This is a genomic window from Pyxidicoccus sp. MSG2, from assembly GCF_026626705.1.
GTDB lineage: Bacteria > Myxococcota > Myxococcia > Myxococcales > Myxococcaceae > Myxococcus.
Map to the genome: position 1 here is coordinate 5,261,593 of NZ_JAPNKC010000001.1, position 17,908 is coordinate 5,279,500.

At 69.7% G+C, this 17,908-nt stretch carries 10 protein-coding genes; 6 read left to right on the plus strand and 4 right to left on the minus strand.

The window, feature by feature from the left end; all coding sequences use genetic code 11:
* Positions 1 to 142 precede the first annotated feature (142 nt).
* On the plus strand, positions 143 to 3,466 hold the full coding sequence (locus OV427_RS20400; protein ID WP_267857803.1) for a serine/threonine-protein kinase: 3,324 nt from the start codon (positions 143 to 145) through the stop codon (positions 3,464 to 3,466).
* An 85-nt stretch (positions 3,467 to 3,551) separates the two neighbouring features.
* Positions 3,552 to 4,280, plus strand: coding sequence for a head GIN domain-containing protein (locus tag OV427_RS20405; protein WP_267857804.1), 729 nt, complete (start codon positions 3,552 to 3,554; stop codon positions 4,278 to 4,280).
* Positions 4,281 to 4,286: 6 nt separating this feature from the next.
* On the opposite strand, the gene OV427_RS20410 is transcribed toward OV427_RS20405, so the two are convergent.
* Positions 4,287 to 5,732, minus strand: coding sequence for an alkaline phosphatase D family protein (locus OV427_RS20410; protein ID WP_267857805.1), 1,446 nt, complete (start codon positions 5,730 to 5,732; stop codon positions 4,287 to 4,289).
* A gap of 180 nt (positions 5,733 to 5,912) precedes the next feature.
* Here OV427_RS20410 and OV427_RS20415 point away from each other — a divergent pair, with 180 nt between their 5' ends.
* Positions 5,913 to 7,364, plus strand: a complete 1,452-nt coding sequence (locus tag OV427_RS20415; RefSeq protein ID WP_267857806.1) for a hypothetical protein — start codon at positions 5,913 to 5,915, stop codon at positions 7,362 to 7,364.
* Between the two features lie 319 nt (positions 7,365 to 7,683).
* On the opposite strand, the gene OV427_RS20420 is transcribed toward OV427_RS20415, so the two are convergent.
* The gene (locus OV427_RS20420) at positions 7,684 to 11,166 is read right to left on the minus strand and encodes a tetratricopeptide repeat protein (protein ID WP_420718362.1); all 3,483 of its coding nucleotides are present in this window, start codon (positions 11,164 to 11,166) and stop codon (positions 7,684 to 7,686) included.
* 215 nt (positions 11,167 to 11,381) lie between these two features.
* Between OV427_RS20420 and OV427_RS20425 the strand changes: the two genes are divergently transcribed.
* Positions 11,382 to 12,308 (plus strand): amidohydrolase family protein, encoded by a 927-nt coding sequence (locus OV427_RS20425; protein WP_267857807.1) that lies wholly within the window; start codon positions 11,382 to 11,384, stop codon positions 12,306 to 12,308.
* A gap of 106 nt (positions 12,309 to 12,414) precedes the next feature.
* On the plus strand, positions 12,415 to 13,533 hold the full coding sequence (locus tag OV427_RS20430; protein ID WP_267857808.1) for a hypothetical protein: 1,119 nt from the start codon (positions 12,415 to 12,417) through the stop codon (positions 13,531 to 13,533).
* A gap of 63 nt (positions 13,534 to 13,596) precedes the next feature.
* On the opposite strand, the gene OV427_RS20435 is transcribed toward OV427_RS20430, so the two are convergent.
* Positions 13,597 to 14,502, minus strand: a complete 906-nt coding sequence (locus OV427_RS20435) for an NADP-dependent oxidoreductase (protein WP_267857809.1) — start codon at positions 14,500 to 14,502, stop codon at positions 13,597 to 13,599.
* A 426-nt stretch (positions 14,503 to 14,928) separates the two neighbouring features.
* Here OV427_RS20435 and OV427_RS20440 point away from each other — a divergent pair, with 426 nt between their 5' ends.
* Positions 14,929 to 16,953 (plus strand): hypothetical protein, encoded by a 2,025-nt coding sequence (locus tag OV427_RS20440; protein WP_267857810.1) that lies wholly within the window; start codon positions 14,929 to 14,931, stop codon positions 16,951 to 16,953.
* Positions 16,954 to 17,028: 75 nt separating this feature from the next.
* On the opposite strand, the gene OV427_RS20445 is transcribed toward OV427_RS20440, so the two are convergent.
* Positions 17,029 to 17,772, minus strand: coding sequence for a hypothetical protein (locus OV427_RS20445; protein WP_267857811.1), 744 nt, complete (start codon positions 17,770 to 17,772; stop codon positions 17,029 to 17,031).
* Positions 17,773 to 17,908: the final 136 nt, after the last annotated feature.

The following is a 17,908-nucleotide window of genomic DNA, read 5'->3' on the forward strand; positions in this document are numbered from 1 at the left end:
CGTGCCAGCTTCGCGCACGATTCCCTACCTGAATGGGGCTTCAATTCAGACCATCCCAGGAAGTCGTGCAGTCTTGTATCAGACCGGTGGTGGCCGGGCTTTCGCGTCCGTCCGGCTGAGCGTGTAGATTCGGCGGATTCCGATGAGTGGGAACACGCTGCCGCTCGCGCCGGATGCGCGCTCGCTGGGCAAGTACGAGGTGCTCTGCCGCCTGTCTACGGGCGGGATGGCGGAGATCTTCCTCGCGTCCCAGCGGGGACTGGCGGGTTTCCGCAAGCTGGTGGTGCTGAAGCAGATCCTCCCCGACATCCGCGGCGAGGAGGAGTTCGTCCGGATGTTCCTGGACGAGGCCAAGGTAACGGCCGCGTTCAACCACCCGCACATCGCCCAGGTGTACGACCTGGACATCGCCGACGGCGAGCTGTTCCTGTCCATGGAGTTCGTGCCGGGCGCCACGCTGGTGGAGGTGGCTCGGGCGTGCCGGCAGGCCAACCACCCCATTCCCCTGGGCTACAGCCTGATGGCGGTGCGCGACACCGCCGTGGCGCTCCACTACGCGCACACCTTCACGGACCCGCTGGGTCGCCCCTCGCCCGTCATCCACCGTGACGTGGCCGAGAAGAACATCATGGTGACGTACGAGGGCGTCACCAAGCTGCTCGACTTCGGCATCGCCAAGAGCCTGGCCCGCGCCAGCCGCACCGCGGTGGGCATGGTGAAGGGCACCAGCGGCTACATGTCCCCGGAGCAGATCATGGGCGAGCCGCTGGATGCTCGCAGTGACTTGTTCAGCCTGGGCGTGGTGCTGCACGAGTGCCTCACCGGCATGCGGTTGTTCTACGCGAAGCAGGCCGAGGCGATGATGAACGCGGTGCTCAAGTGCGAGGTGACGCCGCCGTCTCGCACCAACAAGCAGGTGCCGCCGGAGCTGGACGCCATCGTCATGCGCGCGCTGTCGAAGAAGCGCGGGGACCGCTACGCCACCACGCTGGAGTTCGCCCGCGCCCTGGAGCGCGCGGTGGGCCCGCTCATCTGGCACCCCGAGCAGAGCAGCGAGCTGATGCTCCGCCTCTTCTCCGACCGGCGCGAGCAGACGCGGCAGTTGCTCATGGCCGGACAGGCCATCACCGCGGACGCGACGGGTGAGCTGAACCTCGCGAAGGTGCTGGCCATGGGCTCGGAGTCCGAGCTCCCCACGGGTGCCGCCAGCGTGCCGGCTCCGGTGCCCCAGCGGCCCTCGGTGGCGGTGCCCACGGTGAAGGGCTCGGCGCAGGCGAAGCCCGCCACTCCGGCGCAGGGCGCGCCCGCGGTCCGGCGGCCCACGGTGTCCGCGCCCACGCTGCCTCCGCCTCCCGCCGAGGTGGGCACGGTGCGCAAGGCCTCGTCCCCGGCGGCGCAGAAGCGCGCGGCCGCGCGCACCATGTCCGGGGAGGTCGCCCGCCCGACGCCGCCTCCCTCCGAGTCGGTGGCGCCGCCCGTACACGAGCAGTCGGGCGCCCGCACCCAGCCGGGACGGCCCGCGCTGATGCCGGAGCACACCGTCCGCGCGCAGCAGATCACCGCGCCGCACCCCGCGGCCGAGGACAACAGCTCGCGGCCGGCCCAGCGCGGCGGCGTGGCGCCGGAGCCGTCGACGCTCCAGGACGAGCCGGTGCGTGCGCCTCGCGGCCCTCGCAACACCCAGGACGGGCTTCGCGCGGTGGCACCGCCGGAGGCCTCCGCTCGAGGCGCGGAGGAGCCCGCGCGGGCCCGCTCCGGGCGCGGCACGCTGGACAACCTGCGCATCACTCCGGCCCTCACCCCACCGAGCCCCGAGCGCGATGCGCAGACGGCGATGGTGCGCCCGGGTGCGGCAGGGGACGAGCGCGACCTTCAGACGGCGATGGTCCGGCCTCCCGCCGCGCCCATGGAGCGCGATGCGCAGACGGCGATGGTCCGGCCTCCCACCGCGCCCATGGAGCGGGACCTCCAGACGGCGATGGTCCGGCCTCCCACCGCACCCGTGGAGCGGGACCTCCAGAAGGCGATGGTCCGGCCTCCCGCGCCTCCCTCGGAGCGTGAGGCCCAGACACCGTCGCGCCCGCCCGCACCGCCGTTGGAGCGTGAGGCCCTGACACCGTCCCGCCAGGCTGCCTCGGAGCGTGAGGCCCAGGCAGCGGCGCGCCAGACTCCGTCGGAGCGCGAGGGACAGGCGCAGTCCCGGCAGCCGCATGCCGAGCGCGAGGCACCGGCGCCAGCGCGTCAGCCGCATGCCGAGCGCGAAGTGCAGACGGCCTCGCGCCCGCCCCCGCCGCCCTCGGAGCGTGAAGCCCAGGCGGCCTCGCGCCCGCCTCCGCCTCCGCCTCCGCCGGAGCGCGAAGCCCAGGCCGCGATGTCGCGTGCGGGGCACCAGGCCGAGCCGTCCGCGGTGTCCCGTCCGCAGTCCTCCGCCGAGCGCGAAGGGCACAGGGCTCGCGCGCTACCGGAGCGCCCGGAAGAGACTGTTTCCATCACGCCCACGAACACTCCGCGACGCATCAAGTCGAGCCGGCGCCGTCAGCCGCCCCCTCCCCCTTCCTTCCCGGAGCCGGAGGTCCGCACGGAAGCGGTCCGCGCGCTCAAATCCGACAGGGACGTCTTCCCCAGGGACGTGGAGGGCGCGGCGTTCGATGACGAGGACGCGCACGAGAACACCCAGAGTGGCATGCGCGTCCGCCACGAGCGACGCGGCGGCGCGTGGATGGCCCTCGTCGTGGTGCTGCTGCTGCTCGGCGGTGGTGCGGTCACCGTGATTCTGGGCCTGGACGGGGGACGGGTCTCCGCCTGGGTGAAGCCCATGCTCGGCCTGGAACCGAAGCAGGGCACTCCGCCGCCTCCTCCGACCACCGCCCAGGGCAACACTCCCGCGAAGCCGCCCGTGGCCGTCGGCGCGAACGCTCCAACCACGGCGCCGGACACCGGCACCACGCCGCCCGTGCAGGGCTCCAGCCCGGCTCCCGTCGCGAATGCCAACTCCGGCCCTGACGCCGTGGACTCCGTCACCGCGGTGGACACGGCCGAAGCGACCCCGGACGCCGAGACGAAGCCCGCGGAACCCCCGACAGTGGCGCAGGACGACGGCCCCCCGCCCGAGGACTCCCCCACGCCCAGGAAGCCCACCCGGGGGCCCAAGCGCACCCGGGACACCACGCCCAGGAAGCCCGAGGCCGGCACGGGCACGAATGCCCCGGCGGCCTCGACCGACTCGGACAGCGCCCAGGCAGCCGAGCCCGGCTTCCTCACCCTGGTCACCGAGCCCTACGCCAAGGTCTTCCTCGGCAGCAGTGAGCTGGGGGACACCCCGCTCTTCAAGGTGAAGCTGCCCTCCGGCAAGCAGATCCTCAAGCTGGTGGACGGCAATGGGAAGGCGCTCAAGCTCCCGGTGGAAATCAAGCCCGGGGAGACCACCGCCGTCCGCATCCCCCTGGAGATGCTGTCCCGCCAGTAGGCGGATGCAATCGGTTTCACGTGTCGTCCGTACCCCGGGCATGACGGGGTCCGCGCCGGGCCCCAAGTCTTTTGGAGCGTGCCCCATGAAGACCGCCCGCATCTCCTTCCTCGTCTCCTTCCTCGCGCTCGCCGCGTGTGCCCATGCCCAGGAGGCGCAGAAGAACGACACCTCCGCCCAGAAGGGCGAGTCCCGCGACGTGCCCGACTTCCACAGCGTGGCCGTGAGCCACGGCATCCAGGCCGAGGTGAAGGTCGGTCCCAAGTCCGTACGCCTCGAAGGCCCGTCGGACCTGGTGGCCCGCGTGAAGCTCAAGGTGGAGGACGGGACGCTCGTCACGGAGGTCGAGCGCGATGGCCTCTTCAGCAACTTCCGCGGCGGCAAGGTGCACCTCTACGTCACCAGCCCCAAGGTGCTCGCAGTGGGCGCCAGCGGCGGCAGCCACGTCGAGGCCGAGGCCACCGAGACCGATGAGTTCACCGCCGAGGCCAGCGGCGGCGCCGTCCTCACCGTGCGCGGCGTGAACGCGCGCAAGGTGGACGCCGAGGCCAGCGGCGGCTCGCGCGTGAAGCTGTCCGGCCGCGCGCGGGAGATGGACGCCGAGGCCAGCGGCGGCGCCGAGGTCCTCGCCTTCGACGTGAAGGGCCTGAAGGAGCTGGAGGCCGAGGCCAGCGGCGGCTCGCGCGTGGAGGCGGACGTCTCCGAGCGCGTCTCCGGTGATGCCTCCGGCGGCAGCACCATCCGCCTCGTGTCCCGCCCGGGTAGGAGCGACGTGGACACCAGCGGCGGCTCCCGCGTCACCTACAAGGACTGACGCGGCTCAAGCGTCCAGCCGCAATTCCGCGTCCTGGACGCGCGCGCCCTTGCGCTCGAACACCTCCACGCGCAGCACCGGCTCCTTCCAGGTGAGGCGCGTGAAGTTGCTCAGCTGCACGTAGCCACCGTGCCGGGTGATGACGTAGTCCGACTGCCCGTCGAGGACGCCGGCCTGCTCGTACATGAACTCCGGCGGCACGAAGACCGGCGCCGAGAAGGCCGACGAGATGACGGAGTAGAGGCGGAAGTCGGGCCGTGACTTGCTGCGCAGCTCGCTCCACAGCGACGCGTGGATGTCTCCGGAGAGGAACACCACGCGCCGCACGCCGTTGTCGCGGATGAAGTCCAGCAGGTGCTGGCGCTGGAGCAGGAAGCCCGCCCACTTGTCACGGCGCTCCACCGTCATCAGGCCCGCCAGGTTCACGTCCGGGAAGAGCGGCACCGAGGACACCACGAACTTCAGCCCGCCCGCGTCCTTCGTCAGCCAGTGCTTCAGCGCGTCCAGTTGCGGCGGGCCGATGATTTGCGGCGGCCGGGCCAGGTGGTAGCGCTCCGTGCGCGTGTCGAGCACGAAGAAGCGCGCGGGCCCCACCTGGAAGTCGTACCAGTAGCGCGTCAGCGTGTTGGTGAGCCCCGGCACGTCGCGCCGCTCCAGGGCCGGCCCGTGCACCACCTGGTAGGCGCGGTACGCCTCCATCGCTGATTGGAAGCGCACCCGGTTCGCCCAGCGCGCCTCGTTGCTCAGCCCCGGGTCCACCAGCTTGTCCATGGACCAGTTGTCGGCGATTTCGTGGTCGTCCAGCGTCATGTACGTGGGCACCCGCGCCATCAGCCGGCGCAGGCACGGCTGGGTGAAGGCGTCCCGGTACGTGGCGCAGTACTCCTCGAAGGTGTGCGCGTCGCGGCGCACGTCGGCGTAGATCTGGTCCCCCACCATGAGGAGCAGGTCCGTGGGCGTGCTGTCCGCCTGCTCGTAGATGGTGTCGAAGATGCGGTCGCCGCGGTTGCCCAGGCCGACGATTTCCTCCTCGGACGGGCCCGGGTTGCGGCACGAGCCGAAGACGAAGGACAGCTCCGGGCTGCCCGGGGGCCGGGAGGTGCGGAAGGCCCCGGCCGTGGCGCCCCGGAGCTCCAGCCCCACCGGCGGCACCAGCAGGTGCTCCTCCACGTCGGAGAAGAAGTAGCCCATGCGGTACGCGTACGCGTGCGCGGGCTGGAGGCCACCGAAGTCGACACTACCCGTGAAGTCGTCCTCGGCGCGCAGCTTGAAGTAGGCCCCCTGCGCGGGCGTGGTGGACCCGGCCGCGAGGAGCTGGGCGATGCCGTAGCAGTAGCGGCCGCCCGGCGGGCGCGGGGGCTCGCCCCTCCCCCACAGGCGCACGGACGTATCGGTGGTGGACCCGACGATGGGGCCCACCGTCACCGGGTGGACGGGGAACGCGAGCGCCATGGGGAGGGGCCTCCTGTCCCCCACCTTCCAGAGGGGATTCCGAAGCAGCGCGTACTCCCCGTCAATCGCTCGCGGAGGCAGGGGTGCATCCGACAACGCCTCCACGACGCGACCCGGCTTGCTCCGGTCCCCCCGGAAGGTTGGAATGCGCCTCCCCCAGCCTCCGGAGATGAACGCCCGATGAAGGACCCGACGCCCGCTCCGTCCTCTACCCCCACCGGCCCGTCCCACCGCCGCAAGCCGCTGCTCTTCGGCCTCGGCGGCATGGTGGTGGCACTCGCGGCAGCGGGCTTCGTCCTCTGGGGTGGCCGTCCCGGCGCGCACTCGAAGGCGGGGGGTGGGCACGACCACGAGCACGAGGCGAATGGCCCCCGGTCCGTGATGCCGACGGCCCCCGTGGAGGTCCTTCGTCACACGGACCGCGCGGCGCGGGCCGCCGCCACCGGGGACACGGCCAAGGCGCGCGCCGCCCTGGCCGAGGCGCTGAAGCTGGCGCCGGACCACGCGCCCGCCCTCTTCGTCCAGGCCTGCCTGGCGCTGGAGGCCGGCAACGACGCGGAGGCCGGCGACGCGCTGGAGAAGCTGGAGGACGCCGTGCCGGGCAGCAAGGAGGCGAAGCTGCTCCAGCGGCTGCGCGAGCTGCGGCGCACCCCGGGCACCTCCTGGCAGCAGGCCTTCCGCGAGGCCTGGGTGGCCCTGGGCCGGCCCGACTTCCAGAAGAGCCGGCTGCTGCCGGGCGCCACGCCCCTGCCGCCCGACCCGGCCGACGCGGAGGCGGAGAAGGCCGCGTGGACGCGCGCCACCTCGGACGAGGTGAAGCTGATGCTGGCGCTGGGCGCGCGGAAGCTGGACGCGGAGCAGGCCCTCTTCCTGCTGGCGCAGGTGCCCAGGCTGGAGGACCCCGCCCTCTACCTGGCGGTGATGGACGCGCTGCGCGGGGACGCGCTGCCCGAGTCCTCACACGCCGAGGCCCGGAAGGTGTTCCACGACACGCTGGTGAAGCTGGCCGCGGCGCACCCGCGCTCCATGCAGCTCCAGTTGCTGTTGCTGCTGGGGGACACGGAGCAGGGCTCGACGCTGAGCGCCGAGGAGCTGGACGCGCTGGACAAGGTGGCCGCGCTGCCCGCATGGCGGGAGGGCTCCTTCGCGGACCTGTACCAGCGCGCGCGCAAGGTGCTGAAGGACGCGGGAGTGCCGGACTCCAGCGCCATGGCCATGTCCGCGGTGTCGCGCAGCGTGATGGAGCGGGGCTCGTGGGTGCTGCGCACGCGCAACGTGGGCACGCGAGGCGACCTGCCCCCCGAGGGCGTGAAGCGGCTGGGCCGCATCAACCGGGACATCGGCTCGCGCATGATTGAGCAGCCGACGATGGTGGAGCGCATGACGGGCCTGCAGCTCATCCGCGCCGGCACGCAGGACATGGGGGAGGAAATCGGCCGCAAGCTGACGCTCGCGCAGATTGAGTCGCTGGAGGCGGCCATCAAGGACTTCCAGAAGACGGAGCTGTCGCGGTGGCCGCTGCACTCGCTGACGGAGGAGCTGCTGGAGCTGAGCACGCGCGACGAGCCGGCGTACCTGCTGTCCTTCGCGTCGGGCACGCAGCCGGCACGGGCCTCCGACGAGCATCCGTAGCGAGAGGGAAACGAGGACTCTCGGGCCCCGGGATTCATGCCCCCCGGGGCCCGAGCAGGCCCCCCACGATGCAACGGAGCCGCCGCACGCCGGACCTCCAAGGTCGTCCGGGCAACCGCACTCCTTCCACGCGAGAGCCGGGACCAAGGGGGTGCGTCCCGGGCGGCCTGCGCGTGGGCACCGTGGAACCTCCACAGCGTTCAACGCTACGTGGGCCGAAGAATATCGGCTGCGCCGGTACTGTCCACCCGCAGGGTCGCTCCTCCGGGGGGTGTCGTGACAGGCTGGATGCCTGGGCTGACTCGCAGCCGATGCGGGTTCACCCCGGGTGTGGGCAGGCACTTTGCATGGCGGACGCTGGCACCGGCGGGTGGGGCGTCACGGCGCGGAGGGGGGTGTCCCGGCCCAGCGCGATGAAGGGTGCCCAGTAGTGGGGATGGGGTTTCGTGGCACGGAGCCAGCGCATGGCCTCGCGCAGGGCGGCGGCGCGTCCCATCCCCTCGAGCAGGTTGCGGTAGTAGGCCTCCATCAGATGCTGCGTGGTGTCGTCCTTCACCTTCCAAAGACTCATCACCACCGTCTCCGCGCCGGCCACCACGAGCGCTCGGCGCAGTCCGTAGACGCCCTGGCCTGGCTTGACATCCCCGCGTCCCGTATCGCAGGCGGACAGCACCACCAGCTGAGTGCCCCACAGGTTGAGGCCGGCCAGCTCCAGGGCCGTCGCCAGCGCGTTCTCGGGCGGGGACGGGTGGGGGCTGGCGTCGCCAGGGGCCGAGGCACGCGCCCCCGCGAAGATGAGGCCGGAGCGCAGCAGGGGGTCCGGTGGCAGCGAGGCGGAAGTGCCATCACCCAGCGCACCAAATGAAACAGCGGCGCGGGTGCCCGTGGGAGCGAGGGCGTCCTGCAGGAAGAAGCCGTGGGTGGCCAGATGGAGGATGCCGGGAGGAGGCAGGTGCAGCAGCCGCTCCTTGGTGGCCTCGGGGCCGAGGAAGAGCTGAGCCTGGGGAAGCAGGCGTTGAATGCTCTCCGCCTCCTGGCGGGTGCCTGGCAGCGGAACGACTTCCCAGGCTCTTTGTGCCGAGCTCTCTCGCAGCGCGGAGAAGAAGCGCTCCATGGAAGCGGAGCGCTCGGGTGCCGCTGAAGCCTCTCCCGTGGAGGCAGCGGGTGCTTGCAGCGGGGCGCCGAAGGCCGGGTCGGCGAGAACGACGACGGAGTCCGCTGGGGCCAGCTCCTGGGCGCGGGGCAGCAGGTCCTTGCCGGAGGTGAGGTAGGTGAAGTCGAAGGACTCCACGAGGAACTGCTTCCCGTCGTGCAGGGCGGCGAAGGACACCAGGGCCAGCTGACCATCCGGTGCCAGGAAGAGGCGGCGCGTCTTCCCCAGCAGCGGAAGCAGGGGGTGGAACACGAGCTGGTAGACCGACCGGGCCTGGGCCTCGAAGGCAACGTCCTGATTGGCCAGGGAATCGCGCAGACCCGAGGCGGCCAGGTCGATGGGCTCGGCCGGGCCCAGGTCCAGCGTGCGAATGGTCGCGTCTGGAAGAAGTACCAGCGCGAGGTAGCGCAGTTGACCGGACCGCCGTGACTCGGGCGTGCCGCGTCTGGGTACGAGCGGACGGTCCTCGTAGCTGATGAACTCGACGAGGGCACCGTCCTCGGGCAGGGCCTCGGCGACCCGGTCGACAATCTCCGCGGGAGGCGGCAACTCGGCCAGCGCGCGCAGGGGTGCGGAGCGCCGGGCCAGGTCGGCTTCGAGGGCAGTCCCCTGCTCGGAGAGTTCGTTGAATCGCTGTTGGTAGACCGCGGGTAGAAGCGATCCGGGGCCCTGGAGTGACAACTGGGCCAGCTGGGTGCGCACCCCCCTCAACCGCTCGAAGGCATCGCGGTCCTGCGCGCCCAGGCTCCGGTAGATGGTCCGGGAGATTTCAGCACTCTCCTCCACGGAGCGGCCCTTGAGGAGCAGGGCCGCGCTGAGGGACAGGCGCCTGACGCTGGCGTCGTCAGGATGGGCGCGCAGCAGCGCATAGAGCCGCTCCTCGTCGGTGCGTAGAAACTGGAGGAAGCGGGCCAGGTGCACCTCGGAGAAGCCGAGTGCCTCCTGGCGCAGACGCTGCTCGGAGATGGCGAAGGCGCGCGTGAGCAACGGCAGGGCTTCGGGGAGGCGATGCCGGGCCAGTTGGACCATGGCAAGACTGTTGAGCGCTTCCGCGTTGCGGGGATGCCTCTTGCCGGTGGTCGCCGCCCGAATGGCGAGTGTGCGCTCGTAGAGTGGCTGGGCCTGACCGTACAACCCCTGAGCCAGGTAGAGATCGGCCAGGTCGTGCAGCGGGTCGGCGACGTCGGAATCATTCCTGCCATAGGCCGCTTCCGCGACCGCCAGCGCGCGCTGAAGAAAGGGCCTGGCGTGGTGGTACAGCCCCTGGGCCAGGTAGATCTTGCCGAGCTTGCTGAGCGGCCTTGCAACATAGGGGTTGCTCTTGCCGGAGACCTCCTCCAGGGTCGCCAACGCGCGCTTCAGGAGCGGCTCGGCGCGAGAGTACGCTCCCAGGGCCATGTAGAGCCTGCCGAGACTGTCGAGCGAAAGGGCGACGGAGAAGTTCTTCTCGCCAAAGGCCGCTTGCCGGATGGCCAGCGCGCGCTGAAGGAGCGGCTCGGCTCGAGCGTACAACCCCTGGGACAGATAGAGGTTGCCGAGTTTGACGGCCGGTTGGGCGACGTGGGGATGGCTCTTGCCGAGAGCCACCTCCCAGATGGCTAACGCGCGCAAGAAGAGCGGCTCCGCCCGTCCATAGAAGCCCTGGATTTCGTAGGAAAGAGCAAGCCGGTAGAGCGGACCGGCAACGAGGGGATGGCTCTCGCCGACGGCCGCTTCCTGTATGGCCAGTGCACGTTCGACGAGCGAGTCGGCACGAGCGAACAACCCCTGGAGCAGGTAGGGTCTCGCGAGGAGCAGGAGCGAAGCCGCGACGTCGGGGGGATTCTTGTCGAGGGCCGCTTCCAGAATGGCCTCCGCACGCGCATAGAGCGGCTCGGCTCGAGCGGACAACCCCTGGGCCTGGTAGAGCTCGGCGCGGCGCCAGAGTGAGTTCGCGACGTCGGGATGGTTCTTGCCGAGGGCCGTTTCCTGGATGGAGAGTGCGCGCAAGAAGAGCGGCTCGGCTCGAGCGGGCGACTCCGGGTACAAGTTGAGGTAGAGATAGGCGAGGTCGTTGAGCGTTTGAGCGACATCCGGGTGGTGCTGTCCGAGGGCCGCTTCTCGAATGGCCAGCGCGCGCAAGAAGAGCGGCTCGGCTCGAGCGTTCGAAAACTGGAGTACGTAGAGGTTGGCGAGGTCGTTGAGCGACGCGGCGACGAGGGGATGGTTCTCGCCGAAGGCCGCTTCCCGAATGGCCAGCGCGCGCGCATGGAGCGGCTCGGCTCGATCGGTCAACTCCTGGGCCAGGTAGAGGTGAGCGAGGTGGGTGAGCGTTTGAGCGATATCCGGGTGGTTCTTGTCGAGCGCCGCTTCCTGAATGGCCAGCGCGCGTTGAAGGAGCGGCTCGGCCCGGACAGGGTTCCCCTGAAGCTGAAGATGACGACCGAGCCAGTCCAGACACCGGGCGACCTCCGGATGTGTGCCCCCGAGTACCGCCTCTCGCAGCGCCAGCGCATGCTCACCCTTCGCAATGGCGTCAGCGTACCGGCCCGCGTCCCAGAGTGAGTTCGCCTCATCGAATGCAACCTGCGCCTTCTGCAGTCGCGCGTCCGGTGACGCTTCCCCCTTCGCCGCTCCGGCCGCACAGCACACCACCACCATCACCAACATCCACCCGCGAACCTGCCGCATGTTGGCTCCTTCGACCTGCTCCCTCTCACCCTGAGCCAACGTGGGGAAAAACGATGCAGAAAAAACCCGCGCTCGGGCGGAACGGGGGCTGTCCCTACCGCCCCGCCCTCGGGGATGACGCGGCGTGCTCAGTCGTCGTGGCAGCTCGCTCGGAGCCAGAGACTCCTCGGTTCGAAGATGGAACAGTCATCTCCATGCGAACCCCTTCTTCCTCGGGCCTGCTCCTGCAGGCAGCGCTCCTCGTCCTGTTCACAGGGTGCGCTCACACCCCTGCCCCCACCGCCCGGTACTCCGGTCCGCTCATCGACATCCACACGCACGTGAGCTGGAGCGCGCAGTCGCGCCTGGGCGAATCGCAGCCGGAGGGAACGGAGGCCCTGCTGGCCCTGGCCGCGAAGGCCGGCGTGGAGAAGACGGGCATCATCGTCATGGCGCCCAGGGGGCAGCTCGACGTCACCCGTCAGCTCAACGACCAGGTGCTGGAGGCCGCGCGACAGAGCCAGGGCCGGCTGTTCCCCGTCGGCTCGGTTCATCCGGAGGATGGAGACCTGGCGCTCGCGGAGCTGGAGCGCCTGAAGGGCCTGGGCTTCCGGATGATCAAACTCCACCCCAACTCGCAGCAGTTCGACGTGGCCTCTCCCGCGCTGGAGGCCGTGGTGAAGAAGGCCAGCGAGCTGGACCTCGTCATCCTCTTCGACGGGTACTCCCCCTTCGACGCGAACCAGCCCGGCAAGTTCCTGCTGCTCGCGGCCAGGAATCCGAAGGCGCGCATCGTCCTCGCCCATCTGGGCGGGCCGCGCTTCCATGACATGGCGCTGTTCGCGATGATGCAGGGCTACTCCTGGTATCAGCGCAACGTCTGGTTCGACCTCTCGGCCGTGGCGCGCTTCTACGCGGGCTCTCCCTACGCGGACGAGCTGGTCTGGCTGGTGCGAAAGCTGGGCGTCGACCGGGTGCTCTTCGGCTCGGACTGGCCCGTGGACACTCCCGAGCAGGCCGCCGCGGCCGTGCACCAGCTCGGCTTCACGGCCGAGGAAGAAGCGCAGCTCTTCCACGGCACCGCAGCCTCCCTGCTCGGCTTCTCGCCCGAAGCCCAGCAGGCCGGAAGCCTCGCGCGCTGATTCAGTGCCTCGTGCGCAAAACCGACGCTTCTGATTGCTATCAACGAACTGCTGGAGCGAACCGCGGAGTCGCCTCATGGTGTCTGCCGCTCATCCCGGAGCCTTCATGCATCCCCAGAGACTTCATCGGTGGCCCACGGTCCTCTCGCTGGCCGTGGGGCTCGCGCTCGTCTGCGCAGCGGGCTGTTCGGACGAAGTGGACGTGCCCAACCCGCTGACGAATCCCAAGGACGGCCCACCCGCCGGCAATCCGAACGCGGAGGCCACGTGCGGCGTCCCCGCCGAGGCGGGCCTCGCCGACGTCTCCAAGCCCACCACCATCGTCGGCACGGGAACTCCCGCGAGCTGCACCAGCGCCGCCTTCGTCGCGGCCGTGGCCAGAGGTGGCGTCATCACGTTCGACTGCGGACCGGAGCCCGTCACCCTCACGCTCGACAAGACGGCGAAGGTCTTCAACGACAAGGGGCCGGACATCGTCATCGACGGCAAGGGCCTGGTGACGCTCAGCGGCGCGGGCAAGCACCGCATCCTCTACATGAACACCTGTGACAAGGCGCAGGTGTGGACGACGTCTCACTGCGACAACCAGGACCACCCCCGGCTGACGCTCCAGAACCTGACGTTCGTGGACGCCAGCTCCAAGAGCGAGACGGAGTTCGACGGAGGCGGGGCGGTCTGGGTGCGCGGTGGGCGCGTGAAGGTCATCAACTCCCGCTTCTTCAACAACGCCTGCGCCGACGTCGGGCCTGACGTCGGGGGCAGCGCCCTCCGGGTGTTCAGCCAGTACAACGGACTGCCCGTCTACGTGGTGAACACGACCTTCGGCGGCAAGCCGGGCTATGGCGGGGTCTGCTCCAACGGCGGCGGCATCAGCAGCATCGGCGTGTCGTGGACCGTCATCAACAGCCTCTTCTCCTACAACCGGGCCATCGGCAACGGCGCGAATCCCGCCAGTCCGGGCACCCCGGGCGGCGGCAGCGGCGGGGCCATCTACAACGATGGCAACAAGATGACGCTCTCCCTGTGCGGCACGCGAATCGAGCACAACGAGGTCAACGCCCACGGCAGCGCCATCTTCTTCGTCAGCAATGACCACTCGGGCGACATCCGCATCGACCGCTCGGTCATCAAGAGCAACACGGGCGGCTCGTGGTACGTGACGTATCCGCAGATATCGAATCACTCGGATACGCCCATCGTGGTCACCAGCTCCACGATTGAGTGACGCGGGCCGCGACTCACGCGTGCGCGCCAGCTTCCATGGGCTGAGCGCGCACTGCCGCCGCCGTCAGTTGGTGAGCAGCACCTTGCCCACCCCGCCCTGCTCCGCGAGCTTCTGCGCTTCCTTCACCTGGTCCAGCGGGAACCGCTTGCTGATGGGGATGACCAGGTCCCCCTTCGCCGCGCTCTGCCCCAGCTGCGTGAGGCGGCGCGAGTCCGGATGGCTGAAGATGGCGCGCACGGTGATGCTCCGGCCCTTCGCCTCCGGAGGCTCTCCCACCACGCTGCCCAGGGTGCCGCCCGGCTTCAGCTTCTCCAGCACCGCGGCCACGGTCTTCCCACCCACGGTGTCCGCGATGGCATCCAGCATGGGCAGCTTCGCGACCTCCTCCGGGACATCGAGGGCGACCACGCCCTCCACCCCCAGCTTCTCCGCCTCCGCCTTCTGCTTCGCGCGCACGCCGGCCCAGACCTTCACGCCCCGGGCCTTCGCCGCGAAGATGGCGGCGCGCCCCACCGCGCCCAGCGCGCCGGTGACGAGCACCGTGTCGCCCCTGTTCGGGTTCACCGCTTCTTCCATCAACTGCGTGCCCGTCAGGGTGACGAGCGGCAACGCGGCGGCGTCCTTCAGGTCCAGTGACTCGGGCACCTTCGCAAAGGCCTCCGCGGGCGCGACGACCCGCTCCGCATAGCCGGCGCTCACCAGGCCCATCACCCGGTCACCCGGCTTGAACGCGTCCACGCCCGCGCCGACCTCGAGGACCTCACCGGCCACGTCCCGCCCGAGGATGGTGGGGAACTTCACGGGCATCCACGCCTTCATGTCACCCCGGCGAATCTTCAAGTCCACCGGGTTGATGCTCGCGGCGGAGACGCGCACCTTCACCTCGCCCGGTCCGACCTGGGGCTCGGGCATCTCCTGTACGGCGAGCGCATCCACGTCCCCGTAGGACTTCAGGACCACGGCTTTCATGAGGGCCTCCTCGGCGCGAGAGGGAATCGCACGAAGGGTAATCACCGGGGCCCGGCCCGCCATCAGCGCCCCCGTGGAGCGGGCAGGCAAGCCCCACGGAGGCCGGCGGCGAAGGGAATGCCGGCCCCACGGACACCGCGCGAGCACCGGGCACACGTCCCACCGCTCCACCTTCAGTTCCCTTGCGACGGTCATCACAACCCGGTGGCACGTGTCACGGGCATCTTCGACGACGCGCACCACCGAGGACGTCAGGCTCGACCTCGGCTGAAAGCCTCACTCCGCCCGTCCACACCCGGAAGCCGATGCCGAGGACGGAGCCCACGTTGGCATCCATCGATGACGCGCTGCGTATTGTGGGTGCCCGCCCAGGAGCCTACGAATCGTCTTATTGGCACAGTGCCAATAACCGATGGAGGGCTGCGCATGAGACTTCGATGGAACCGTAGGTGGGCATTTTCGAGTTGCCTCACCGTCGCCATGGGCGTTTGCCAGGCGGCGGCCGCGGACCCGCTGCCGTTGTTGGAAACGACGGCCCTCCGCTCGCCGTTCTCGGCGGCGTGCCAGGGGAAGCCGGACTCCACGCCGTTGCCGGTGGACCCGCGCACGCTGGTGGTGCCGGGCGTCAACAAGCCCGGGGCCGCGGTGCAGTTCAACGCGTACTGGGTGGACCTCCACACCCCGCCAGCGCCGTTCGTCTCGACGCTGGCACCCAATCCCCAGACGTGCGGCGAGTTCCGCGCGAGCGTGGCCCGGGGCCGCTCGAACATCGAGACGCGCGCCTACTTCCAGCCCTTCAGCGACTCGCTCGCCTACTACAACCTCTTCAGGCTCTGGGGCTACCTCCTGCGCCCCGCCGACTTCGACGAGCAGGTCATCAAGCGCTACGGACTGTCGAAGGCGCCGTTCCGCAATCCCTATCCGATGCCGTGGGAGAACCCCAACCTCACCAATGGTGGCAGCGGCCAGCTCCCGCTGGGCATGGTGCAAGAGCGGGACGCCAATGGGCGCTTCACGGGGAAGATTGCCTCGAACTGCTCGGGCTGCCACGACTCGCGCTTCGGCACCGAGCAGGAGGCGGGCTTCGCGTGGGGCCGTACGAATGACGCCATCGATGCGGGCCTCATCCAGTCCGATTTCTTCCGCTCCACCGTCTGGGAGACGCCGCTGCTGCTCACGCCCGTGCCCTGGAGCGTGGGCCGCGGCTCGAGTGACGCCATTGGCATCGTCGACCTGCTGCCCGCCATCTTCGACATGGACTCGCTCGCGCTCGTGCCGAGCCTGCTCGAATATTTCCCCACCCACGCGGGAGGCATGTCCCGCGCACCCAACTGGTGGTACCGCGCGTTCAAGACGCGCCAGTTCTGGGACGGCGCGCTCACCTCGGACAACGTCCGCTCGGAGATGGCGTTCGGAATCGCGAACCTGGGCCGCACGGCGGAGCAGCGCCGCGCGCTGACCGCCGAGTTCGACGACAACGACAACTTCTTCATCTCGCTCTCGCCGCCCGTCTATTCCAAGCCCATCGACACCGCGCTCGCCGAGCAGGGCGCCATCCTCTTCCACGAGCGGGACCTCTGGGCGAACGGCGCCAATGCCGGCATCCCGAAGGCGGCGGGCAACGGCTCCTGTGCGAGCTGCCACGGCGTCTACTCGCCACGCCATGCCGCGAACCCGGCTTATCTGCCCGACCCCCGGCTCAAGGGCATCGCCGGCGTCATCACGCCCATTGAGACCATCCGGACGGACCCGGCGCGCGTGCAGTTGATGGCGGACGAGCGCAAGCGCAGGACGTGGAACACGTCCTTCCTCGCCTACAACGACGAGGCCCCCGACCACGGTCCCTTCTACGACGACCCCGTCTCCAGCGCGCTGCGCCGCGTGCCGCGCAGCAAGTACGACAATGGCACCGGGCCCGTCTACTCACCCCTGGGGCCGAACGAGTGGATCAACCCGTTCGGCTACGTCGCGCCGCCGCTCTACGGCGCGTGGGCCTCCGCGCCCTTCTTCCACAACGGCAGCGTGCCCACCCTCTGGGAGGTGCTGAAGCCGGCGGACCGCCGGAAGGTGTGGAAGCGCGTACAGACCTCCGCCAACGGGCTGGGGACCAACGCCGGCTACGACGCGAGCTTTGCGTCGTATGACTTCGCGAAGCTCGGCTGGAAGGTGACGCCCCTGGCCTGCGGTGATGTCCCGGCCAATGACCCGTTCATCCCCTGCAGCCAGGAGATGGCGACGGCCGACGTCCTCTTCGCGAACGTCGCCAACCTCGCCGCCAACTACAACTCGCTGGCGTACCAGACACCGCCGCCCATCACCGCGAAGCAGATTCGCTCGCGAATGATTTTCAACTCGTACCTGTACGGGATGGGCAACGGCGGGCATGACTTCACCCAGTCGCTCACCGACACCGAGCGCTGGGCGCTCATCGAGTACATGAAGACGCTCTGAGTCGCTGTCCGGAGAAGGGTCGGGCGGCGGGTTCGATTCCCGCCGCCTCCAACCGTCCAACCTCAACGCCCTGCCTCAGACCCCACGGTAAGGCGTGCCCTTGAAGCCCTCGGCGAGCAATGTGTCGACGGGCACGAGGTAGGGGTTGGCAGCAGGCTCGAGCGCGCGCAGGAAGCCGTCCCATGCGGCACGGTCGGAGGCGTCGTCGTTCGGCACGGAGAGAGTCTCGAACCAGTCGCGTGGCACCGGGCGCTCGTTTCCGTGGTCGATCACCTTCACCTTGCGGTCGGGACGTGCGCCGACCGGGCAGTTGGCGGCCAGTGCGACCAGCGTTCGTTGCAACCAGGGTTCGAACCCGCAGTCAGGGGGCAGGACATGGAGCGCCAGCACAGCGCACTTGCCGGCCTCGCTCACCATCTGCGGGCGGCCCTTCTTGAACGCGAAGTGCAGGTCCTGGATGCGAATCAATGCGTCCTGACGTGGGCCGTCCGGATTGCCATGGTTCGTCACTGCACTCGTCACGCCGTCGTAGTCGAGGCTGCGCGAGTACGCGACCGCGGCGGTCGAGGTCCATGCCGCCTCCAACCGGTACAACAGGTCGGTGATGTCGGTCAGGCCGTCGAGCCGCCACGCAACCCACTCGATGCAGGCCAGGCCCACGGCTGCCTTGCCCTTGTAGTTCACCTGCGTCAGGGCATCGGCCAGGTGGCCGGGGATGCTGTCCGGGTTGTCGAGCGCGAGGGAGACCTGGGTGCCAGAACGGAATGTGAGCGGCGCCATGGAAATCGAAGCCGGAATATGGACGGGGCGCTTCAGCATGGGTCGTTCCTCGGCAGTGGGTTCCACGGGCGCACCGGCCCAACGGATAGGACGGATAGGAGCCCTGTTGAGGGCGGCGGGAGGGTGAAGAGGGGCAAAGAAGGGCTGGTCTGCTCCCCGATTATCGGACCCGTTG